Below are 23663 nucleotides of genomic sequence, written 5' to 3'. Positions count from 1 at the left end.
AGCGGCCCTGCCTCAGAAGTCGTCGTTCTCGAAGTCGTCGATGTCGTCCTGGGTCAGCTCGACCAGGGGCAGATCGGACGGGGTGAGTCCGCCCACCGGGGAGTGCCGGGCGAGCCCGCGCAGCGCCCGCTCCCACAGAGCGAGCAGTCCGTCCGCGTCGGCGGCCGTCAGCCATGCCTCGGGCCACGCCACGGACACGTGCAGCCGGACACCGTCCGCGACCTCCACGGCCACCGCGTTGACCTCCAGCCCGAAGGCCACCGGCCGGTCGCCGTCCGGCGGAACGCTCAGCATCGGCGCCTCGGGGGCGAGCCCCCAGGCCTCCTCGGCGGAGGTGGCCGCCGCGAAACGTCCCAGGTAGTTGAAGAGGATCTGCGGTTGAGGCAGCTTCTCCAGCTCGGGCGCGGTGTCCGGGTTGAGGTGGCGGAGCAGGCCGTAGCCGAGCCCGTGATCGGGTACGGCACGCAGCTGCTCCTTGACGCGCTTCAGCGCGGTCCCGGCGGCGGACCCCCCGTCCAGCGCGTCGTCGAGGTCGACCGGCCCGGGGTCGATGCCGACCGGGTGGAACGTGGTGAACCACCCCACCGTGGCCGACAGTTCCACCCCGTCCGCGATGCCCTCCTCTCGCCCGTGCCCCTCCACGCCCACGAGGAGCGAGCGGCCGAGGAGGTCGCCGCGTTCCTCGCGCCAGGCGGCGACCGCGAGCGCGAAGGCGGTGAGCAGGACGTCCGGAGCGGCGGCGCGGTACGCGGCGGGGAGTGTGGTCAGCAACTCGGCGCTGACGTCGTCGGGCAGCACGAGCGTGTGCTCCCGGAGCGTCCGCGCGGTGTCGCGGTCCGAGTCGAGGGCACGGTCCTGCAGGGGGCCTACACCCGTCAACTCCTCGCTCCACCAGGCCAGTTCACTGACCCGGTCCGGCTTGTACGCCTCCTCGGCCAGCAGCCTGCTCCAGGTGCGGAACGACGTCCCGCGCGGTGACAGCGGCCTGCCCGACCAGGCCTCGGCCAGCTCCGAGGTGATGATGCGCCACGACACTCCGTCGACGACGAGGTGGTGGGCGACGAGGAGGAGCCGGCCAGGTGCTTCGTCGTCCGGTTCGAACCAGACGGCGTCCAGCATGCGGCCGGCCCGCGGATCGAGGCGGGCGGCCGCGGAAGCCACGTGGTGGTCGAGGTCGGCGCCGGGCAGACCGGGGATTCGGGTGAGCTGTGCGTCCGCCCCCGGAGATACCAACAGCCGCCCTTCATCCGTCAGTTGGGCCCGCAGCATGTCGTGGCGGTCCAGTACCGCCTGTAGTACGGCGGTGAGCGCGTCCTGGGTGAGGCCGGGTGGGGTCACCAGCAGGACCGCCTGGGCGAGGCCGCCGTAGGAGCCGTCGGGGCCGGCGGTCCAGCGCATGATCGGGGTGGGATCCAGCTCGCCCAGCGGATCGTCGGCGACGGCCGGAGCAGCCTGGTCCGCGGTGGCGGCCGCGGCGGCCAGGCCTGCCGGGGTGGGTGTCTGGAAGATCTGCCGGGGGCTGATCGCGATGCCCGCCTTGCGGGCGAGGGTGACCAGGCGGATGGAGACGATGCTGTCGCCGCCGAGTTCGAAGAAGTTGTCGTCGACGGTGACGGCGGCCAACCCCAGTACGTCCGCGAAGAGTTCGGTCAGCTGCCGTTCGCGTTCGTTGGCCGGTGTCCGGGTCTCGGTGGTGGCCGTGGTCCGCGGGGCGGGCAGGGCGGTGCGGTCGACCTTGCCGGAGGGCAGCAGCGGGAAGGCGTCCAGGACGGTCAGGGTGCGGGGCACCATGTGTTCCGGCAGGCGTTCCTGGAGCCAGCCGCGCACTTCGGCGGGGTCGGCGGTGGTCAGGCAGTATCCGGCGAGCTGCTTGACGCCGGGGGCGTCCTCGCGGATCACGACGACGGCACGGCGTACGCCCGGATGCTGTTCGAGGACGGCCTCGATCTCCTCCAGCTCGACCCGCATGCCGCGGATCTTGACCTGGTTGTCGGCGCGGCCCAGGAACTCCAGGGTGCCGTCCTGCCTCCACCGCACCAGGTCGCCGGTGCGGTAGAGGCGTTCGCCGGGCGGCCCGAAGGGGTCGGCCACCCAGTGGTCGGCGGTGCGGCGCGGGTCGTTCACATAGCCGCGGCCGAGGTAGACACCGCCCGCGTACAGCTCGCCGGGAACGCCGACCGGGGTGGGCCGCAGCCGTTCGTCGAGGACGTACAGCCGTGTGTTGGTGTTGGGGCGGCCGATGGAGACGGCGCTGCGGATCGCGCCGGTGCGGTAGACGACGTGGCTGACGCCGATGGTGGCCTCGGCCGGTCCGTAGCCGTGGTACATCACCGCCCCGCTCCCCTGCCGGAAGCGGGCGAACAGCTCCGGTGTGAGCACCTCGCCGCCGCACCACACATGCCTGAGCGAGGCGGCCCGCCGGGCGAACCCGTCCTGTTCCAGCAGGAGGTCGAGCATCGAGGAGACCAGATAGGTGAAGGTCACCCGGTGCCGTTCGACGGTGTCGAGCAGGTAGTCGACATCCCGTTCGCCGCCGGGCTCGGCGATCACCACCCGGCCGCCGTGCACCAGCGGCAGGAAGATCTCGTTGATGGAGATGTCGAACCCGAGCGGCGCCTTGAACAGCGCGGCGTCGTCCGTGCCGAAGCCGAGCAGGCCGCGCTGCCACAACAGCCGGTGGGCGATGGCCCGGTGACGGATCATCGCGCCCTTGGGCAGGCCGGTGGAGCCGGAGGTGTAGATGACGTAGGCCAAGCCCTCGGGGTCGACCGGGACATCGGGGTTGTCGGCGTGCGGCACGGGTCCGTCGAGGTCGACCTCGACGACCGGCGGACCGTCGATCGCGTCCGCCGAGCGGCCCACCACCGCCGTCAGCGCGGCACTGCGGCACACCTCGGCGATCCGCCGGGCGGGCCAGGACGGTTCCAGCGGCACGAAGGCGCCGCCCGCCTTCAGCACGGCGAGCAGGGCGACCACCATCTCCACCGAGCGTTCGAGGTGGATGCCGACGGTGCGCTCCGGACCGACGCCGAGTGAAATCAGCTGCCGGGCAAGGGCGTTGGCGCGTGTGTTGAGTTCGCCGTACGTCAGCGACAGTCCGCCCTCGACGCCGTACTCCACGGCGGTGAGCGCGGGCGTCATCGCGGCCTGCTCCTCGACCAGTGCGGTGAGCGTGGTGGCGGGCATGGGGCGGGCGGTGTTGTTCCACTCGCCCAGCAGCAGCGACCGCTCGCGCGGGGTGAGTACGTCGGCTGCGGCGACCGGCCGGTCCGGGTGGCGGGCCAGCTCGCCGACCAGCCCGACGAACCGGTCCACCAAGTCCTGCGCGGTGTCCGAGTCGTAGAGGTCGTGGCTGTAGACGAGCGCGCCGCTGATACCGCCCGCCTCGGCCCGCTCGAACAGGTGGAAGGCGAGATCGGTCTTCGCGGTGTAGAAGTCGACGCGCAGTTCAGTCAGGCCGAGACCGGCGAACTCCCTTGACTCGTCCGGGGCTTGCTGATGGGCGAGCATCACCTGGAACAGGGGGTGGCGGCCCATGGAGCGGGCCGGGCTCAGCGCGTCCACCAACTGTTCGAACGGCAGGTCCTGGTGGGCGTACGCGTCTACGTCCGCCTCACGGACCCGGGCGAGCAGGGCCCGGAAGCTGGGGTCGCCGGAGACGTCCGTACGCAGGACCAGCGTGTTGACGAAGAGGCCCACGAGGTCGTCGAGGGCCGCGTCGCCCCGTCCGGCGACCGGGCTGCCCAGGGGGATGTCGTCGCCCGCGCCCAGCCGGCCGAGCAGGACGGCGAGGGCAGCCTGCAAGGCCATGAACACGGTTCCGCCGGCTTCCGCCGCCAACTCCCGCAGGGCCGCATGGACTTCGGCATCAAGGGTGAAGTCGACGGCACCGGCGGAGTAGCCGGGGACGGCGGGGCGGGGGCGGTCGACGGGCAGCTGGAGTTCCTCGGGCAGCCCGTCCAACGCCCGCCGCCAGTGATCGAGTTGGTCGGCCGGGTCGGCGAGCTGCTGCCAGAGCGTGTAGTCGGCGTACTGGACCGGCAGGGGCGACCAGTCGGGTTCGGTGTCGGCCAGGCGGGCGGTGTAGGCGGTCTCCAGGTCCTTCAGCAGCGGCTCGGCCGACCAGCCGTCGGTGGCGATGTGGTGGACGAGCAGCAGGAGGACGTGCTCCTCGGGCGCGAGGGCGTAGAGCGAGGCGCGCAGGGGGATTTCGGTGTCCAGCGCGAAGCAGTACGCGGCGGCCTGGCGCAGAAGCGCGTCGAGTTCCTCCGACCGCGCGGGCACGACGTCGAAGGGGACGGTCGCGGCCTCCGGCGGCAGCACGGACTGCCGGGGAGTGCCGTCTTCGTCCGGGAAGACCGTGCGGAGCGACTCGTGCCGGGTCACGACGTCGTTCAGCGCCGTGTGCAGGGCCGTGTGGTCGAGTCGCCCGGTGAGCCGTACGGCGGTGGTGATGTTGTACGTGGGGCTCGGGCCCTCCAGCCGGTACAGGAACCAGAGCCTGGCCTGGGCGGAGGAGAGCGGCACGATGTCGGGGCGGTGAGCGGGCAGCAGGGCGGGCCGTCCCCCGGCGGAGGAGGGGCTGTCGAGGTGCGGGGCGAGCGCGGCCGGGGTCGGGCTGTCGAAGACGGCGCGCAGCGGGACGGCGACGCCGAGCTCGGCTCGGATGCGGGCGACCAGGCGGGTGGCCAGGACGGAGTGGCCGCCGAGGGCGAAGAAGTCGTCGTGGATGCCGACGGCGGGCAGCCCGAGCAGGTCGGCGAAGAGCGCGCAGAGCCTCGCCTCGGCCTCGGTGCGCGGCTCGGTGGCCGTGGTGAGGCCGGAGAGGTCGGGGGCGGGCAGCGCCGCGCGGTCGAGTTTTCCGTTGGGGGTCAGGGGCAGTTCGTCGAGGACGACGACGGCGGCGGGCACCTGGTGATCGGGCAGGGTGGTCGCCAACTCCTCCCTGATCCGCAGCGGTTCGAGACGCGCGCCGGGCCGTGGGACGACGTACGCCACCAGCCGTGCCTCGGCCGCCTGAACCGTCACGGCGGCTTGGGACACCCCGGGCAGTGCCGCCACGGCCGCTTCCGTCTCGCCCGGTTCGACCCGGAAGCCGCGGATCTTGACCTGGTCGTCGGTCCGGCCGAGGAACTCCAGGGCGCCCTGCGCGGTCCAGCGCACCAGGTCGCCGGTGCGGTAGAGGCGGGAGCCGGGCGGGCCGTACGGGTCGGCGACGAAGCGGGCGCCGGTCAGGGCCGGCCGGTCGAGGTAGCCGCGGGCCAGCTGGGTTCCTCCCAGGTACAGCTCGCCGGGTACGCCGGGCGGGACCGGGCGCAAGGTGGCGTCGAGGACGAGCGTGCGGGTGTTCCAGACGGGCCAGCCGATGGGGACGGAACCCGCGGCGGACCTCGTGCCCTCGGCGCACGGCCAGGCGGTGACGTCCACGGCGGCCTCGGTGGGGCCGTAGAGGTTGTGCAGGGCGGTGCCGTCGAGGAGCTCGGCGAAGCGGTCGGCGAGTTCCGTGGGCAGGGCCTCGCCACTGCACACCACCCTGCGCAGCACGCCCTTGGCGTGTCCGGCGGCCGGGTCGTCGAGGAAGACCCGCAGCATGGAGGGGACGAAGTGCGCGGTGGTGACCCGCTGTTGACGGATCAGCTCGGCGAGATAGCCGGGGTCGCGGTGGCCGCCGGGGCGGGCCAGCACGAGTGCCGCACCCGTGATGAGCGGCCAGAAGAACTCCCACACCGAGACGTCGAAACTGGCCGGCGTCTTCTGCAGCACCCGGTCGCCTGCCTCCAGGCCGTACTCGTCCTGCATCCACAACAGCCGGTTGACGATCCCGGCGTGCGGGACGACGGCTCCCTTGGGGCGGCCGGTGGAGCCGGAGGTGTAGATGACGTAGGCGGGGTGGTCGGATCGCAGCGGGTGGAGCCGCTCCGCGTCGGTGACTTCGGCGCCGTCCTGGGCGGCGATCCGCTCCCGTACGGCGGGGTCGTCGAGCAGCAGCTCGGGCGCCCGGTGCGGGGGCAGCGCGTCGCTGGTGGTCACGACCAGGGCCGGCATCGCGTCCTCGATCATGAAGGACAGGCGTTCGGCCGGGTATCCGGTGTCCAGGGGCACATAGGCGCCGCCCGCCTTGAGCACGGCGAGCAGGGCGACGACCAGGTCGGGGCCGCGGTCGAGGGCGACACCCACGAGGCGTTCGGGGCCCACGCCCTGGGCGATCAGGAGTCGGGCGAGGCGGTTGGCGCGGGCGTGGAGGTCGGCGTGGTCGAGTTCGGTGGGGGTGGCGAAATCCGCGGTGTGGTCGAGTGCGGCGGCGTCGGCGATCAGGGCCGGTGCGTGCGGGCTGCGGGCCGCCTGGCGGTCGAGCAGGTCGGTGAGCGTGGCGTTGGGAACGGGGTGCGCGGTGGCGTTCCACTCCCCCACGACCTGCCGCTCCTCCGCCACCGTCATCAACGGCAGCCGGGATACGGCGAGTTCGGGCTCGGCGAGTGCGGCGGCGAGGAGCGTCTCCAGTTGCCGTAGCAGCCGGTCGACGGTGTCCGGCGTGAACAGGCCGCTGCGGTAGGTGGCCTCGATGCGGAGCCGCCCGCCCGTGAGGAAGGCCTCCAGGGACAGGTCGAACTGGGTGGTGTCGTTGTGGACGGTCTCCCATTCGGCCGTCACACCGGGCAGTTGCGGTCCTTCGAGCCCCTGGGTGAGGAACAGCAGCATGACGTCGAAGTAGACCGAGCGCCCCGGGTGCCGTTCCGGGCGCAACTGCTCCACCAGCCGGTCGAAGGGCATGTCCTGGTGGGCGTATCCGTCAGTGGCCAACTGCCGCACGCGCTCGACGAGTTCGCCGAATCCGGGATCGCCGTCGAGGTTGGCACGCAAAGCGAGGGTGTTGCCGAAGTTGCCGATCAGTTTTTCGAGGCCGGGCAGGTCCCGGCTCATGACGGCCGAGCCGACGGGGATGTCGGTGGCGCCGGTGAGGCGGTGGAGCAGGGCGGACAGGCCGGCCAGCAGGACCATGAAGGGGGTGGCGCCGGCGTTGCGGGCGAAGGCGGTGAGCCGGTCGGTCACGTCGGGTGCGAAGGTGTGGAAGCGGCGGTCGCCCTGCGCGGTGGGATGGGCGGTGCGCGCCGCGTCGGTGGGCAGGGCGAGCGGCCGGGGCGCGGGGTCCAGAGCCGTACGCCAGTGGTCGAGGTGCTCGGCGAGCCGCTCGTCGGTCCAGGTGGTGCGCTGCCAGTGCGCGAAGTCGGCGTACTGGACGGGCAGCGGTTCGAGGCCGGACGGCTCACCGGTCGCCGCCGCGCGGTAGAGGGCGCTCAGATCGCGGGAGAGCGCGTTGAACGTCCCGCCGTCCCAAGCAATGTGATGGACAGTCAGGACAAGCGTGTGGTCGAGGTCGGACCTGCGGATCAGTAGCGCTTGCAAGGGGTGGTCGGTGACGAGGTCGAACCCGGTGGCGGAGGCGGCCCGCGCCAACTCCTCGGCCCTGCGGTCCTGTTCCTCGTCGGACAGCCCATCGAGGTCGATCTTGGTGAAGCGCACCTCGGCCTCGGCGTCGACGACCTGCTCCGGCGCGCCCTCGTCGGTGGCCGGATAGCGGGTGCGCAGCACCTCGTGCCGGTCGATCAGACCCTGTAAGGCGGCCTGCAGTGCGGCCGGGTCGAGTGGGCCGCGCAGTCGGATGGCCAGGCAGACGTTGTAGGCGGGGCTGCCCGGGTCGAGCTGCTGCAGCAGCCACATACGGGACTGGGCGTACGACAGCGGGAGGCGCCCGGCGTCCGCCGGCCGGCGCGGGATGCGGTCGGAGCGGGCGGGGGCGTCGGCCAGACCGGCGTTCTCCAGCCTGCGGCGCAGCAGTTCACGTTTGCGCGCCGCGAGCTCGGCGGGGGTTGCCGTGTGGGTCTCCGTCACTGGTCTCCGCCTTTCAGCAGCTGGTCGAGGGAGGTGGCCCAGAGGTCGGCGAGTTGCTGGATCTCCGGCTCGGTGAAGAGGCGTTCGGGCCACTGCCAGCAGACGCTGAGCTCGTCGCCGGTGAGTACGGCGTCTACGACCAGCGGGTAGGGGGCCGGCATCGTCGGGTCGGCGCCGCTGCCCATGGCTCCGGTCTCGGGGGCGCTGGTGAACACATCGCTGTCGCGGCGTTCGCCTGTCGTCATCCGACCCAGGTAGTTGAACTCGATCTGGGGCTCGGGAAGTTCGGCGAGTTGCGCTGCCGTGTCGGGGTTGAGGTGGCGCAGGAGGCCGTATCCGATGCCCTTGTCGGGCAGCGCGGCGAGTTGCTCGCGGACGGCGCGTGTCCCTTCCGTACCGGCGTCGAGGCGGACCGGGAAGACGGTCGTGAACCAGCCGAGGGTGGCGGAGAGGTCGGCGCCCGGGAGGAGTTGCTCCTCGCGGCCGTGGCCCTCAAGGGCGATCAGGGTGGACGGCGCCGGCAGGCCGAGGGCGTGCCGCCACTCGGGGGCGGCGAGCGCCAACGCGGCGAGGAGGGCTGCCTGGACGTCCCTCGCGCCGAGCGGGGCGGTGACCTCGGGCCCGAGGGTGGTCCAGAGCCTGCGTACAGTCGACCGGGTGTCGAGGGCGGGGTTCAGGGGTGCCGTGCCGAGGGGCGGCTCCGGGCGGTCCAACACACGCTTCCAGAAGGCGAGTTCAGCCGTCCGGCGTACGGCTTCCTCTTGCAGCGCGGCGGCCCACTCCCTGAAGGAGGTGCCCGGCGGAGAGAGCGGTCCGCCCTTCCAGGCCGCCGCGAGGTCCGCCACCAGCACGCCCCACGAGGCGGCGTCGGTCACCAGGTGGTGCAGGACGACCAGCAGCCGCCCTTCACGGCCGGGGCCTCCGTCGAACCAGAGGAACCTCGCGACCGCCCCGGTCGCCGGGTCCAGCTCGGCGACGAGTTCGTCGAAGGCCTCGGGGACCAGGGTGCCGACGGCCGTGTGGTCCAGGCTCTCGGCGTCGACCCGTCGTACGCACTCGGTGGCTCGGGCCGTGCCCACGGGAGCGGCGTGGAACCGCCAGGTGCCGTCGTCGGCCTGGGCGAAGGTGGAGCGGAGCAGGTCGTGCCGGTCCAGGAGGGCCTGGACCGTGCGGTGCAGGCCGTCGAGGTCCATGCCGGCGGGGGTCCTGAGGAACCGTGCCTGGCTGAGCCCGCGGAAGGGGCCGGACTGTTCGGTGAGCCAGGTCAGCATCGGCGTGAGCGGGATGTCGCCCGTCCCGGCGTCCGGATCGGCGGTCCTGCGTGGCGCGGCGGTGCGGTCGAGGGCGGCGAGGTCGGCGACGGTGGGGTTCTCGAACACGTCTCGCGGGGAGATCGCCAGGCCGGCGGCGCGGGCCTGGCTGACCAGGCGCATGGACACGATGCTGTCGCCGCCGAGGGCGAAGAAGCTGTCGTGGACGCCGACCGTGTCCAGCCCGAGGACCTCGGCGAACAGCGTGGCGAGACGCTCCTCGGCCGGATTGCGCGGCGGCTGTGTTGCGGGGCCGGCCGAGCGGGACGGGGCCGGCAGGGCGGCGGTGTCCAGCTTGCCGTTGAGGGTGAGCGGGAAGCCGTCGACCGGAACGAACGCGGACGGGACCATGTAGTCGGGCAGTACGGCGGCCACGGACCGGCGGAGCAGCTCGGCGGTGTCCTCGGGGGCCGATGGGGTGACGACGACGTAGGCGACGAGGCGGCGGACTCCGGGGGTGTCCTCCCGTACGACGACCGCGGCGCGCTCGACCAGCTCCTGGTCCAGCAGTACGGCCTCGATCTCGCCGGGCTCGATCCGGTATCCCCTGATCTTCACCTGGTCGTCGATCCGGCCGAGGCATTCCACCAGGCCGTCCTCGGTCCAGCGGGCGATGTCGCCGGTGCGGTACATACGGGCGCCGGGGCTCGTGTCGAAGGGGTCGGCGACGAAACGGGCGGCGGTGGCGGCGGGTTGGCCGAGGTAGCCGCGGGCGAGGCCCTTGCCGGCGATGTAGAGCTCGCCGTCCACGCCGGTGGGGACGGGGTTGAGGTGGCCGTCCAGGATGTAGAGGGTGCCGCCTGCCACGGGGCGCCCGATCGCGGGGCGCTCGCTGAGGGCGAGGTCGCAGTCGGCCGAGTCGACGGTGCACTCGGTGGGGCCGTAGAGGTTGTGGGCCGCGAGTCCCTCGGTGTCGCGGAGGGTGCGCCACAGGTCGGGGGGTACGGCCTCGCCGCCTACGCCGATGACCTTGAGGTCGGCGCGCCAGTCGTCTGATTGCGCGACAAGCTCTCCGAGCAGGGACGGGGAGAGTTCGATGAACTCGATGGCGTGTTCGGTGAGGAAGCCGCGGAGGGCGTCGGGGTCTCGGCGGACGTCCTCGGGGACCAGGTGGAGTTCGTGGCCGGCGAACATCCAGAGCATGGGTTGCCAGGAGGCGTCGAAGGCGGTGGGCCAGGCGTGGCCTATGCGGAGGGGGTGGGCCGCTGCGGCCGGCTTGTGCAGGGCGTTGTTGTGGGCGGTGAAGAGGTTGGTGATGGCTCGGTGGGGGATGACGACGGCCTTGGGGCGGCCGGTGGAGCCGGAGGTGTAGATGACGTAGGCGGGGTGTTCGGGGAGTAGGGGGGAACGGCGGTCAGTGTCGGTGAGGTTGTGGGTGGGGTGGTTCAGTGTGTCGGGGGCGTCGATGAAGACATAGAGCTCGGGCGGAAATGTCGGATGGTGTGTGCGGGTTGTGGGGGGCTGGTCGCGCCCACGCGGCGGAGCCGCAAATGTCACAGCCCCGCGCCCCTGAGGGGGCGCTGTAGGTGATGTCGTTATCAAGGCCACCGGGTTTGCGTCCGACAGCATTTCTGCTATTCGGTCGGCCGGCCATGACGGGTCCAAGGGGAGGTAGGCCGCGCCCGTTTTCTGGATTGCCAGAATTGCCGTCAGGGTGTCCGGGGTCGGTGGTAGCGCGAAAGCTACGATTCGCTCCGGGCCCGCACCCAACTCGACCAGGTGGCGGGCCAGTTGGTTCGCTGCTGAATTGAGTTCTGCGAACGTCAGGCTCTGGCCCTCTCCCACCACCGCCACCGCGTCCGGCGTCGCGGCCGCTTGTGCCTCGAATATCTCGGGCATCGTGCGGTGCGAGGTCGGCAGGCGGTCTCCGGATCCGCCAGAGAGCAGCGCCGCACGTTCCTCGGGGGCGAGGACGTCGAGCGTGGCCAACGGGGCGTTCGGCGTTGATACGACCGCTCGTATCAAGCGGTCGAAACGCGCTGCCAGTTGTTCCACCGTCTTGCGGTCGTAGCAGTCGGGGCGGAATTCGAAGATCACCGACAGCTGTTGCTCGGCCAGGACCGCCAGGGTCAGGGGGTAGTGGGTGGCGCCGGAGCCCTTGACGTCCAGGATGCGTAGGCCCGACTGGGTTTCGGCTTCCGCTACCGCCGCCCTGTCGATCGGGTAGTTCTCGAACACGAGCAGGGTGTCGAAGAGGTCGCCCGTGCCGGCCACGCGCTGGATCTCGGTGAGGCCCAGGTGTTGATGGTCCATCAGGCGGGACTGTTCGTCCTGGAGTCGGCGCAGGAAGGCCGCGGCCGTCTCCGCCGGGGGTACGGCGACCCGCACCGGCACGGTGTTGATGAACAGGCCGATCATGGACTCGGCGCCGGGCAGTTCGGCCGGGCGGCCGGCCACGGTGGCGCCGAAGACGACGTCGGTGCGGCCGGTGAGGCGGGACAGGAGCAGCGACCAGAGGCCCTGCACCACCGTGTTGACCGTGACGCCCCTGCTTCGGGCCAACTCCTGGACGGCGAGGGTCAGTTGTTCCGGCAGGCGGAGGGTATGGAGTTCGGGTGGGACCGGGATCAGGCCGGCCGGGGTGGGTGACAGGAGGGTGGGGGTTGCTCCGGCGAGGGCCTCTCGCCATGCCTGTGCGGAGGCGTTCCGGTCGCGGGACGCCAGCCAGGCCAGGAAGTCGCGGTACGGGCGTACTGCGGGCAGGGGTGCGCTCTCGCCGGGGGCGAGCTGGGCGGCGTACAACTGGAGGAGTTCCTGGACAAGGAGGGGGATCGACCAACCGTCAAGGAGGAGGTGGTGGTTGGTGAGGATCAGGAGCCAGCGGTCCGGGGCGCGGGCGACCAGGGTGAGGCGGAGCAGGGGTGGGTCGGTGAGGTCGAAGCGGGTTGTGGCGTCGGCGGCGATCCGGCGGGCCGTTTCGGTCTCGTCCGCCGATTCGATGAGCTTCCAGTCCACGGGCACCTGCTTGAGGACCACCTGCACGGGTTCATCGAGGTCCTCGTGCAGGAAGGCGCTGCGCAGGTTGGCGTGGCGGGCGAAGAGTTCCTCGGCTGCCGTGCGCAGGAGGTCGGGGCGGAGCGCGCCCTCGATCTCCACCAGGGACTGCATGGTGTAGACGTCCTGGGCGCCCTCGTCGAACAGGGCGTGGAAGAGCAGGCCCTGCTGGAGGGGGGACAGCGGCAGGACGTCCTCTACCAGGGAGCCGTCGTCGCTCATCGTGTCCTCCACCTCGCCTTGACGTTGTCGAGCTGCGCGGCGCTGAGCGACACGAGCGGAGTGCGGGGGGCCGTGAACTCCTCGGCCGGGGGCGCGGATTCGTCCGGTACGGCGGTCGCGAGACCGGCCGGGGTGCGGTGGGTGAACACGTCCCGGGGCGAGAGGCCGAGGCCTGCTCTACGGGCCCGGTCGGCCAGGCGGACCGAGACGATGCTGTCGCCGCCGAGTTCGAAGAAGTCGTCGTGGACGCCCACGCGTTCCAGGCCCAGCACCTCGGCGAACAGGCCACACAGCACCTTCTCGGGCTCGGTGCGCGGCGGTTCATGGGTGCTCGCCTCCGTGAAGTCGGGGGCCGGCAGGGCGCGGCGGTCGAGCTTGCCGCTGGGGGTGCGGGGCAGGGCGCCGAGGAGGACGACGGCGGACGGTACCAGGTGGGCGGGGAGACATTCGGCCAGGGTCCGGCGCAGGGACAGGGGGTCCGGGGTTTCGCCGGGGCGCGGTACGACGTATGCCACCAGGTGCGTCGGGCCGGGGCCGTCCTGTCGTGCGACGACCGCCGCACGGGCGACGCCCGGCAGCTTGCGGGCCGCCGCCTCGATCTCTCCGGGTTCCACCCGGAAGCCCCTGATCTTGACCTGTTCGTCGGCCCGGCCGAGGAACTCCACCGTGCCGTCGGCGCGCAGTCGGGCCAGGTCGCCGGTGCGGTAGAGGCGGCTGCCGGGCGGGCCGAAGGGGTCGGCGACGAAGCGTTCGGCGGTGCGGGCCGGCTGGCCGAGGTAGCCGCGGGCCAGGCCGGTGCCGGAGAGGTAGAGCTCTCCCGTCGCGCCTGTGGGGACCGGGTGGAGGAAGGGGTCCAGGACGTGGGCGCGGGTGTTGGCGATCGGCCGGCCCAGGGGGACGGCGCCTTGGCCGCCGTCGTACATGTGCGCCAGGCTGTCGCCGGCGGCTTCGGAGCAGCCGTAGAGGTTGATCAGACGGGACTGCGGCCAGCGGTCGGTGATCGCCCGGGCGAGGTCGGCGGGGAGCGGTTCGCCGCTGGAGATCCAGGTGCGTACGGAGGTGAAGGCGTCCGGCCGGGCGGATTCGAGCAGGGTGGTGTAGAGGCTCGGGACCGCGGTGAGGGTGGTGACCCGGTGGCGGTCCGCCAGGGCGGCGAGGGCCGTCGGGTCGCCGGTCGACTCGTCGTCGGCGAGTGCCACCGCGTCTCCGGCGACCAGGGCGCCGAGCAGCTCGGTCAGTCCGTCGATGAAGCTCAGCGGGCTCTTGGCCAGGCGCACTCCGAGGGTGCCGTCATGGAGCTCACGGCCCCAGAACAGGCGGTTGGCCAGGGCCTGTTGGGTACCGACGACGGCCTTGGGGCGGCCCGTGGAGCCGGAGGTGAAGATGAGGTACGCCGGGTGGTCCGGCGAGAGGGGCGGGCGCTCCCCGGGTACGGCGGTCGCACTCGGCTCGCACACCGACTCCGGGTCGATGTCCAGCTGTTGTGCCGTCGGCGGCTCGCAGACGACGAGACGCGGGGTGGCGTCGCCGAGCATCAGGGCGATGCGCTCGCGGGGGTAGGCCGGGTCGATCGGCATGCAGGCGGCGCCCGACTTGAGGACGGCGAGCAGGGCGGTCACCAGGTCGGGGCTGCGGGGCAGGGCCACGGCCACCACCGACTCGGGTCCGGCTCCGCGTGCGGTCAGCGCCGCGGCCAACCGGTCGGCCCGGGCGTCGAGTTCGGCGAAGGTCAGGGTGGCGTCGCCGTGCAGGACGGCGGACGCCTGCGGGGTGCGGTGGGCCTGCTCTTCGAAGAGGGCGCGCGCGGTGGGGTGCGGGAGGGGGCGGGCCGCAGGAGGGGCCTCGGTCTCCGGTACGGGGGCGAGCCGGGCGACCGGTCGCTCGGGGTGGTGCGTGAACTCCCTTATCAGCTGCTGGAGTTGTTCCGCGATTCCGGTCACTGTCGCGCGGTCGAGCGCCGTCGGCCGGTGGCTGAAGGTCAGGGTCAGCCGCGGGCCCGGCAGGGCGGTGAGGGTGAGCGGGTAGTGGGTGGCGTCGAGGACGGAGACGTCCGTCATGCGCAGTCCGTCGAGGGCGTCCGCGATGCCGGTGTCGTCGATCGGGTAGCTCTCGAAGACCAGCAGGGTGTCGAAGAGCGCGCTGTGGCCGGCCGCGCGCTGGATCTCGGCGAGGCCGAGATACTGGTGGTCCAGCAGGGCGGACTGTTCCGACTGGAGCCTGGTCAGCAGGTGCGCGAGGGGTTCCGCGGGGCGCAGCCGCACGCGTACCGGCAGGGTGTTGATGAAGAGGCCGACCATGGAGTCGATGCCGGGGACGTCGGCGTCGCGGCCGGATACGGTGGCGCCGAGGACGACGTCCGTGCGGCCGGTGAGGCGGCCCAGCGTGATCGCCCACAGGCCCTGCAGGACGGAGCTGGCGGTCAGGCCGTGGGCGCGGGCGGTGGCGGTGAGGGCTGCGGTGTCCTGCTCGGGGAGTTCGACGACGTACCGCTCCGGCTGTCCGACTGGGTGGTTCCGCGCCTGCGGTGCGATGAGTGACGGTTCGTCAAGTCCCCGCAGTGCGGCCTTCCATGCCCGGCGGGCGGCATCGCGGTCCTGGCCCTGGAGCCAGGCCAGGTAGTCGCGGTAGGGGCGGACGCGGGGCAGGGCCTTGGTGTCGCCGCGCGAGGTGTAGAGCTGGAAGAGCTCGCGGACCAGGACGGGGGCGGACCAGCCGTCCCACAGGAGGTGGTGCGAGGAGATCACCAGGCGGTGGTCGTGCTCGGCGACGGCCACCAGGTGGAAGCGGAGCAGTGGGGGGCGGGTGAGGTCGAAGCGCTGGTCGCGGTCCTCGGCGAGGAGCAGATCGAGGGCCTTCCCCCGTTCCTGCGCGGGCAGTTCGGTGAGGTCGGTGAACTGCCAGGGCAGACCGACCTCGCTGCGGATCACCTGGACCGGGCGGCCGGAGCGGCTGGTGCGGAAGGCGGCGCGCAGGTTGGCGTGCCGGGTGAGCAGGGCCTCGGCTGCGGTGCGCATCCGGTCGCGGTCCAGGGGGCCTTCGAGGCGTGCGGTGAGCTGGCCGGTGTAGACGTCCCGGGCCGTGTCGTCGTAGAGCGCGTGGAAGACCATGCCCTCCTGCATCGGCGACAGGGGCAGGACGTCCTGCACGCCGGGGCGGGCCGGCATCAGGCACCGGCCCGGCGCATGGCCTCGGCCAGGCTGCGCGGGCGCATGTCCGTCCAGTGCTGCTCGATGTGGTCCAGGCAGGCGGCCCGGGTGCCGGGGCCGTGGACGCTGGTCCAGCCGGCGGGGACGGGAGTGAAGTCCGGCCACAGGGAGTACTGGCCCTCGTCGTTGACCAGGACGCGGAAGACGCCGTTCTCGTCGTCGAAGGGGTTGGCCATGGCTCAGTTCCTCTCCTGGCGCGGCTGGGGGACGGATCCGGTGAACTGGTCCGGCGCTCCGGGCACCGGCTCGGCGGGGTCGGCGCCGAGGGCGACGATCCGGTTGGCCTTGTCGACGTGGACGACCCGGGGCTGGTGGGCATCGCGTTCGGAGTCGTCGAGCGCGGCGAAGGACATGATGATCACGAGGTGACCGGGGTGGACGAGGTGGGCGGCGGCGCCGTTGATCCCGATGACCCCGCTGCCGCGTTCGCCGGTGATGGCATACGTGTTGAGGCGGGCGCCGTTGTCGATGTCGACCACCTGGACCTGCTCGCCCTCGACGATGTCGGCGGCCTCCATGAGGTCCTGATCGATCGTCAGGGAACCCACGTAGTGCAGATCGGCCTGGGTGACGGTGGCTCGGTGGATCTTTCCATTGAGCAGGGTGCGCTGCACCGATACCCCCTGGGTAGATACTTAGGTGAGGCTAACCTAATTTAATTTCGCCGGGTGCGGAAGCACTCCGGCTACGGAAGTACTCCAGGAGCACACGGTTCACTTCGTCCGGGCGCTCCAGGTAGCCGTAGTGGCCGCAGTCCTTGATCTCCCGGTAGGAGGCGGACGGGATGGCCTCGGCGACCTCGCGGCCGAGGTGCGGGGGCAGGACGACGTCGTCGGCGAAGCCGATCACCAGGCAGGGCGTCCGGATCGCCGCGTAGGCCTGGAGCCTTCCGCCGGGCACGAGCAGGTCCAGCTGGGCGCGCACGCCCGGTCCGGCGGGTTCCGGGGAGAACTCGAAGAGCTCCAGCCAGTCCTGGACCTGCTGTTCGTCGTCCAGCGTGGCCGGGGACAGGTTCTGCACGGCCCGGATCCAGGCCGCGTACGTCGGCGGCAGCCGCAACCCGCTGTCGTGCAGGGCGCGTTCGGCGGCGGCCATGGCGGCACGCAGGGCGTCCGTGCGGCCGCGGGTGGCCATCAGGACGCCCTGGACGACGAGTTCGGGGCGGGCCAGCATCAACTCCTGGACGACGTACGCCCCCATGGAGACGCCGACGTAGCGGCACGGTCCGAGGCCGAGGTGCTCGGCGAGTGCCGCGGTGTCGGCGACGAGGTCGTCGACGGTGAACCCGTCCGGGCACTCGTCGCTGGGCGGGATGCCGCGGTTGTCGAAGGTGACGACGCGGTGGCCGGCCGCCACCAGCGCGGATACCTGGTGGAGGTGCCAGGCGCGTCCGCTCGCGCCCTGCCCCATCACCAGCACCACGGGCTCGCCGTGGCCCTGGTCGTCGTAATGGATCGTGATTCCGTTGACGCGCGCGCTGGGCATGGTCAGTCCGCCGCCGGAGTCGTCTTCGCGGGTTCGGGTTGATCCTCGGTGGCGGGCGGGTCGTTCAGGGTGGCGCGGCGCAGGCCCGGTACGGCGAGGGCGACCGTGGCCACGCCCGCCAGGCAGACCAGTCCGCCGACGGCCGCCGCACCGGCCGAGGAGCCGAGCGCCCGGGCGACCAGGCCGGCTTCGAGGTTGCCGACGGAGGGGCCCGCGGTGGCCTGGGCGAGCCACAGGCTGCCTACCCGGCCCTGGAGGCGGTCCGGCGTGTAGTGCTGGAGCAGGGCGCGGCGCAGGATCTCGGAGGCGGTGTCGCCGAGGCCGGCCAGGGCCAGGAAGGCCAGCCCGGTCCAGAGGTTGGGGCTCAGGCCGAAGCAGGTGATGGCGGCGCCCCACACCGCGACCGCGCCGATCAGCGCCCGTCCGGTGTGGTGGATCCGGCCGGTCCAGCCGCTGGCCAGCGCCCCGCAGAAGGAGCCGACCGCGGGGGCGGTGTAGAGCAGGCCGACGGTGGACGGACCGCCGCCGAAGTGCTCGGTGCCCAGTTCGGGGAAGAGGGCGTACGGCATCGCGAAGACCACGGCGCAGACGTCGATGAGCAGCAGCCCGGCGACGACCTGGTTGCCGCGCAGGAAGCGCAGCCCCTCCGCCATCGCCTTCAGCGGGTGCTGCTGCTCCGCCGCTCCTTCGGGCGGCAGCTCGGGCAGCGGGGCGAGCAGGGCGAGGCCGACGACGTATATGGCCGCGTCGATGCCGAAACACCAGGCGAGGCCGGGCCCGGCGGCGATCACGCCCGCGAGCGACGGGCCTGCCATGCCGCCGAGTTGGGCGGTGAGGGTGGTGAGCGCTCCGGCGGCGGCCAGCTGGCCGGGCTCCACCAGGTTCGGCGTGGCGGCCATCATCGCCGGGCCGCCGAGCCCGCTGGTGAAGCCCGCCAGTACGGCCGCCACGAAGACGAACCACACGTGCGGGTCGGGCAGCGCCGCGTTCACCGCGAGCCCGGTGATCACCACGGCCGTGACGGCCCGGGTGACGAGCACGACCCGCCGCCGGTCGGCCCGGTCGGCGAGCAGGCCGCCCGCCAGCAGGCCGACAAGCAGCGACAGGCCCAACACCGCGCTCATCAGGCCGACTTGGACGGACGATCCGGTCAGCTCGTAGATCTGCAGGCTCGCCGCGACCGAGGTGAGCTGGGTGCCCAGCATGGAGATCGCCTGGGTGGCGAACACCAGCCGGAAGTCCCTGCTCGACCTCAGCGGCGCGACGTCGACGACCACTTCTCCGAGGCGCACCGAGGCCCCTAACCGTGGAGGGAGGGCGCCGCGAGCGGCGCTGGTTGCGCGGGGACGACGTACGGGGCGACGCTGCGGAGTTTCTCGCAGGTCTCCTCCAGCTCCCGCTCCGGTGTGGACCCGGGGAGGATGCCGGCGCCGGCCCGCAGCCAGGTGCGGCCGTCCTCCTCGTAGAGGCTGCGCAGCACGAGGGCCGCGTCCAGTGCGCCCTCGCTGTCGGCCGTCAGGACCGCGCCGCTGTAGATGCCGCGCGGCCCGTCCTCCAGTCGGCTGATGCAGTCGTAGGCCTGTTTCTTGGGGATGCCGGAGGCCGTGACCGCCGGGAAGACGGCGCGCAGGACGTCCCAGGCGGAGGCGTCCGCGGCGAGCAGGCCGTGCACGCTGGAGCCGAGGTGCTGGACGCTGCCGCGGCGGCGGACGCTCAGCAGGTCGCGCACGGACACGGTGCCCGGGCGGCACACGGTGGCCATCTCCTCCTCCGCCAGCTTCACGGAGAGGACGTGCTCGGAGATCTCCTTGGGGTCGGCGAGGAGTTCGGCGCGCAGCCGCTCGTCCTCCTCGACTCCCAGTCCCCGGGCGCGAGTTCCGGCAAGGGGTTGGGTGACGACCTCGCCGTCCGCGCTGACCTCGGCGACGGTCTCGGGGCTGAATCCGGCGACCCGGCGGCCGGCCAGGTTGAGCAGGAAGGATCGGGCGGGTGTGTTCCGGGAGCGGCCGTGTACATAGGTGGCGACGAAGTCGACCGGGAAGGGCACCGGTACCGTACGGGAGATGATCACCTTCTGCAGTTCGGAGGTGCGGATCTCCTCGATGGCCCGGGCCACCAGGTCGGGATAGCTGCCGACGGCGTCCGTGATGTCGATCGACGCGGGCTCGACGGCGCGGCGCGCCACGGGCTCGGACAGCAGGGCGAGTACCGCGTCGAGGGTCTCCTGGTCCGCACTCCGTAAGGCGACGGCTCCCTGACGGAACCTCACTTCGGTGTGCGGTACGACGAGATGGAGCAGGTCGGCCTCCCCCGCACGGTCCGGGCGGCCGGCGTGCAGATGGGAGAACTCGAAGGCCATCCAGCCGTAGGCGGTCCAGCCCTCGACCGCCATCTGCCCCAGTTTCTCGCCGACTTGGCGCAGCGGGTACGGCCCGAGTGGATCGGTCGTCTCCTCGGTGAGCCATCTGCGGCGGATACCCGAACGCCCGACCACGACCTCGCCCAGCACACCCCCGGCGAAGCAGAAGTCACCCTCCCGCTCGTAGACCACGTACTGGTCGAACAGTCCCGACTCGGCGAGTTGCGCGGTCAACAGGAGGGGGTCTCCCCGCAGTTCCGTCTCCGCGCTCCGATAACGCAGCAACGAGCTACCTCCCTGGACTTAGGTTACCCTAACCTAATCTCGACAAGACCCTAGCTTCCGAGTCGATCGCCCGTCCAGAGGCACCCTCAGGCTTGACCGTGATCTCCTATTAGGCAAGCCTTTCCTAAGCAGCCGGTCGTGATGCTTGCGACGGATGCGTGGTTCCTCACCAGCAGGCGGGAGTTGAGCATGCTCGACGGTTGGGTGCCCTGGCCGGACGCGGCGGCGGAGCGGTATCGGGCCGAGGGGTACTGGGCGGGGCGGCCACTGGACCGGCTGCTGCGGGACCGGGCCGGCAGCGACCCGGCACGGATCGCCCTGGTCGACGCCGACGGCGACCGGTGGACCTACGCCGAGCTCGACCGGCGCGCCGACCGCATGGCCGCGGGGCTGCGCCTGATCGGCATCGGCGCCGGGGACCGGGTGGTCGTCCAACTCCCCAACACCGACGCCTTCGTGGTGCTGTTCTTCGCACTGCTGAGGGCCGGCGCGGTGCCCGTGCTGACGCTCCCCGCGCACCGGGAGAGCGAGCTCGTGCACGTCGCCGAGACGGCCGGGGCCACGGCGCTGGCCGTCCCCGGCGTCCTCGACGGCTTCGACCACCGGAGTCTGGCCCGGGCCGTGCGCAAGGCGGTGCCGTCCGTCGAGCACGTCCTGGTGGCCGGTGACCCGGCCGAGTTCACCGCCCTCGCCGATGTCGACGCCGATCCGGTCGCGCTGCCCGCGCCCGATCCGGGCGACGTGGCGGTGCTGCTGCTCTCCGGCGGCACCACGGGCAAGCCGAAGCTGATCCCACGCACCCACGACGACTACACCTACAACGTCCGTGCCAGCGCGGCGACTTGCGGCTTCGACGAGTCGACCGTGTACCTGGTGGTCCTGCCGACGGCGCACAACTTCGCGCTGGCCTGCCCCGGACTGCTCGGCACGCTGATGGCCGGCGGCACGGTGGTCCTCTCCCCCACGCCGAGCCCCGAGGACGCCTTCGCGCTGATCGAGCGCGAGAAGGTCACGGTCACCGCGGTGGTCCCGCCGATCGCCCTGCTGTGGCTGGACGCGGTGGAGTGGGAGGACGCCGACCTCTCCTCGCTGGCCCTGCTCCAGGTCGGCGGCTCCAAGCTCGGCGCCGAGCCCGCCGCCCGCGTCGAACCGGCTCTCGGCTGCACCCTCCAGCAGGTCTTCGGCATGGCCGAGGGACTGCTCAACTACACGCGCCTGGACGACCCCTGGGAGCTGATCACCGGCACCCAGGGCCGCCCCCTCTCCCCCGCCGACGAGATCCGCGTGGTGGACGAGGACGGCCACGACGTACTCCCGGGCGAGACAGGCGAGTTGCTCACCCGCGGCCCCTACACCCTGCGCGGCTACTACCGGGCGCCCGAGCACAACGCCCGCACCTTCACCGACGACGGCTACTACCGCACCGGCGACCTGGTCCGGGTGCTGCCCTCCGGGCACCTGGTGGTCGAGGGGCGGGCCAAGGACCAGATCAACCGGGGCGGCGACAAGATCTCCGCCGAGGAGCTGGAGAACCACCTCCTGGCCCACCCGGCCGTGCACGACGCCGCCGTGGTCGGCATGCCCGACGAGACGATGGGCGAGCGCACCTGCGCCTATCTGGTGCCGCGCGCACAACCCGCCCCGACCCAGCGGGAGTTGGCCGCCTTCCTCACCGACCGGGGGGTGGCCACGTACAAACTGCCGGACCGTGTGGAGGTGGTGGACACCTTTCCGCGCACGTCCGTCGGGAAGATCGACAAGAAGGCCCTCGGCCGCAGGATCGCCGAACAACTCCGCACGGAGGCCGGCGGTGGCAACTAAGGCGCCCACGGCGGCACTTGAGAGACCTCCAGCGCGGCGGCACACCTCGACACGTACCCTCGCCGTGCTCGGCGCGCTGCTCCTGCTGCTCACGGCGATCGCGCTCAGCCTGGCGATCGGCTCACGCTCCCTGTCGCTGTCCACGGTCGTCCACGCGCTGTTCAACGACGACGGCTCGACGGCGAGTTCGGTGATCTGGGACGTACGCGTCCCCCGCACCCTCGCCGGGATCGCCGCCGGTGCCGCGCTGGGCGTGGCGGGCGCCCTGATCCAGGCGCTGACCCGCAATCCGCTGGCCGACCCGGGGCTGCTCGGGATCAACGCGGGGGCGGCCACCGGGGTGGTGTTGTCCATCACCGTGCTGGGCCTGACCAGCATGTGGGCCTCGGTGTGGTTCGCCATGGCCGGGGCGGTCGTCGCGGGGCTCCTGGTGTACTCGCTGGCCTCGGGCGGGCGCGGCGGGGCCACGCCCGAGCGCCTCGCACTGGGCGGCGCGGTGATCGCCGCCGTGTTCACCGGCATCGGCCAGACCCTGATGCTGCTCGACGCACAGGCCCTGGACCAGCTGCGGTTCTGGAGCGTGGGCTCCCTCGCACGGGCCGACAGCCAGACCCTGACGACGATCACCCCGTTCGTCGCCATCGGCCTGCTGCTGGCCCTCTCCCTCGTACGACCCCTCAACGCGCTCGCACTGGGCGACGACGCCGCCCGTGCCCTCGGCGCCCACCTGGACCGGACGCGGTTCCTGGGCCTGCTGGCCGTGACGCTGCTGTGCGGCGCGGCGACCTCCGCCGTGGGGCCGCTGGTCTTCGTGGGCCTCGCCGTGCCGCACATGGCCCGCATGATCGCCGGCGCCGACCAGCGCTGGACGCTGCCGCTGTCGATGCTGCTGGCCCCGGCGCTGCTGCTGTACGCGGACGTCCTCGGCCGGGTCGTCGTACGCCCCGACGAACTGGACGCGGGCGTGGTCACCGCCGTGATCGGCGCCCCGGTGTTCATCGCGCTCGTCCGCCACCGCAGGGTGGTGGCCGGATGACCACGGCACTGGGCGGCCGTACGCATGTCGTACGCAGCCGCTCGCACCGCCTCTCACTGCTCGTGGACGTCCGCACGGTCACCGTGTGCCTGCTGGTGCTGGCCGCGACCGCCGGAGTGGGCGTACTGGCCCTGGGGACGGGCGAGTTCGCGATCTCCCCGGCCGACGTGGTGCGCACGCTGCTCGGCAACGGCAGCCGCCAGACGAACTTCGTCGTCAACGAACTCCGGCTCCCCCGGCTGCTCACCGGCATCCTGGTCGGCGCGGCGCTCGGGCTGAGCGGAGCCCTGTTCCAGAGCCTGTCCCGCAACCCGCTGGGCAGCCCGGACATCGTGGGCTTCACCTACGGGTCGGCCACCGGCGGACTGCTGGTGGTCCTGGTCGTGGGCGGCACGGGCGGGCAGATCGCCTTCGGGGCGGTGGGCGGAGGCCTCGCGACCGCGCTGCTGGTGTACGTGCTCGCCTGGCGGCACGGCATCCACGGCTACCGGCTCGTCCTGGTCGGCATCGGGGTGAGCGCCCTGCTCCAGGGCGTGAACGCCTACCTCCTGGCCAAGGCGAGATTCACCCAGGCCGCGCAGGCGATGGTGTGGCTCAACGGCAGCCTCAACGGCCGGGGTTGGCAGGACGTACGCCCGGCCGCCCTCGGCCTGCTCGTCGTACTGCCGCTGGTCGCGCTCGTCGCGGGACGGCTGCGGATCCTGGAGATGGGCGACGACGTGGCGGGCGGCCTCGGCGTGCCCGTGCAGCGCACCCGGCTCGTGATTCTCGTCCTGGCGACGGCGGCCTGTGCGGTGGCGACCGCGGCGGCCGGCCCGATCCCGTTCGTCGCCCTCATCGCCCCCCAGCTGGCCCGCCGCCTCACTCGCGCCCCCGGCCCCAACCTCCCCGCGGCCACGTGCACCGGCGCCCTCCTGGTGGTCACCGCCGACTTCGCCTCCCAGCGCATCCACGAATCGGCCCAGCTGCCGGTCGGCGTGGTGACGGCGGTGGTCGGCGGCCTGTACCTGGGGCTGCTGCTGCGCCGGCAGCGGCGGGCGGGCCGCATCTGAGCC

The 23663-nt window shown here is 72.3% G+C and carries 11 protein-coding genes; 3 read left to right on the top strand and 8 right to left on the bottom strand.

Annotation, left to right across the window (positions count from 1 at the left end; genetic code table 11):
• Positions 1 to 12 precede the first annotated feature (12 nt).
• The 8 genes from ABZ848_RS04955 to ABZ848_RS04920 are packed head-to-tail and all read right to left on the bottom strand — an operon-like array spanning position 13 to position 19751.
• Positions 13 to 7890 carry an amino acid adenylation domain-containing protein gene (locus tag ABZ848_RS04955; protein ID WP_360825388.1) on the bottom strand — a complete coding sequence of 2626 codons (7878 nt, stop codon included), beginning with the start codon at positions 7888 to 7890 and terminating at the stop codon, positions 13 to 15.
• On the bottom strand, positions 7887 to 12416 hold the full coding sequence (locus tag ABZ848_RS04950; protein ID WP_360825385.1) for an amino acid adenylation domain-containing protein: 4530 nt from the start codon (positions 12414 to 12416) through the stop codon (positions 7887 to 7889). Before ABZ848_RS04950 ends, ABZ848_RS04955 begins: the two co-directional genes overlap by 4 nt.
• On the bottom strand, positions 12413 to 15580 hold the full coding sequence (locus ABZ848_RS04945) for an amino acid adenylation domain-containing protein (RefSeq protein ID WP_360825382.1): 3168 nt from the start codon (positions 15578 to 15580) through the stop codon (positions 12413 to 12415). Before ABZ848_RS04945 ends, ABZ848_RS04950 begins: the two co-directional genes overlap by 4 nt.
• Positions 15580 to 15798 carry an MbtH family protein gene (locus ABZ848_RS04940; RefSeq protein WP_360825379.1) on the bottom strand — a complete coding sequence of 73 codons (219 nt, stop codon included), beginning with the start codon at positions 15796 to 15798 and terminating at the stop codon, positions 15580 to 15582. The genes ABZ848_RS04945 and ABZ848_RS04940 overlap by 1 nt, the downstream gene beginning before the upstream one ends.
• A gap of 3 nt (positions 15799 to 15801) precedes the next feature.
• Positions 15802 to 16236, bottom strand: coding sequence for an aspartate 1-decarboxylase (panD, locus tag ABZ848_RS04935; protein ID WP_360825376.1), 435 nt, complete (start codon positions 16234 to 16236; stop codon positions 15802 to 15804).
• 31 nt (positions 16237 to 16267) lie between these two features.
• A complete protein-coding gene (locus ABZ848_RS04930) occupies positions 16268 to 17107 on the bottom strand; it encodes an alpha/beta hydrolase (RefSeq protein WP_360825373.1) in 840 nt (279 codons plus the stop codon).
• Positions 17108 to 17109: 2 nt separating this feature from the next.
• On the bottom strand, positions 17110 to 18399 hold the full coding sequence (gene entS, locus ABZ848_RS04925; protein WP_360825370.1) for an enterobactin transporter EntS: 1290 nt from the start codon (positions 18397 to 18399) through the stop codon (positions 17110 to 17112).
• Positions 18400 to 18407: 8 nt separating this feature from the next.
• Positions 18408 to 19751 (bottom strand): salicylate synthase, encoded by a 1344-nt coding sequence (locus ABZ848_RS04920; protein ID WP_360825367.1) that lies wholly within the window; start codon positions 19749 to 19751, stop codon positions 18408 to 18410.
• Between the two features lie 189 nt (positions 19752 to 19940).
• Between ABZ848_RS04920 and ABZ848_RS04915 the strand changes: the two genes are divergently transcribed.
• From ABZ848_RS04915 to ABZ848_RS04905, 3 genes are read left to right on the top strand one after another with little or no spacing between them, the layout of a single operon-like run.
• Positions 19941 to 21572: an AMP-binding protein gene (locus ABZ848_RS04915; protein WP_360825819.1), complete on the top strand. Its 1632-nt coding sequence runs from the start codon at positions 19941 to 19943 to the stop codon at positions 21570 to 21572.
• Positions 21562 to 22608 (top strand): iron chelate uptake ABC transporter family permease subunit, encoded by a 1047-nt coding sequence (locus ABZ848_RS04910; protein WP_360825364.1) that lies wholly within the window; start codon positions 21562 to 21564, stop codon positions 22606 to 22608. Before ABZ848_RS04915 ends, ABZ848_RS04910 begins: the two co-directional genes overlap by 11 nt.
• Complete coding sequence (locus tag ABZ848_RS04905) at positions 22605 to 23660, top strand: iron chelate uptake ABC transporter family permease subunit (RefSeq protein ID WP_360825361.1); 1056 nt, start codon at positions 22605 to 22607, stop codon at positions 23658 to 23660. Before ABZ848_RS04910 ends, ABZ848_RS04905 begins: the two co-directional genes overlap by 4 nt.
• Positions 23661 to 23663 lie beyond the last annotated feature (3 nt).

It is taken from the genome of Streptomyces sp. NPDC047081 (assembly GCF_040643775.1).
Classification (GTDB): Bacteria; Actinomycetota; Actinomycetes; order Streptomycetales; family Streptomycetaceae; genus Streptomyces.
Note: the sequence above shows the minus strand (reverse complement) of the source record. Positions and strands in the feature narration are given on the sequence as shown.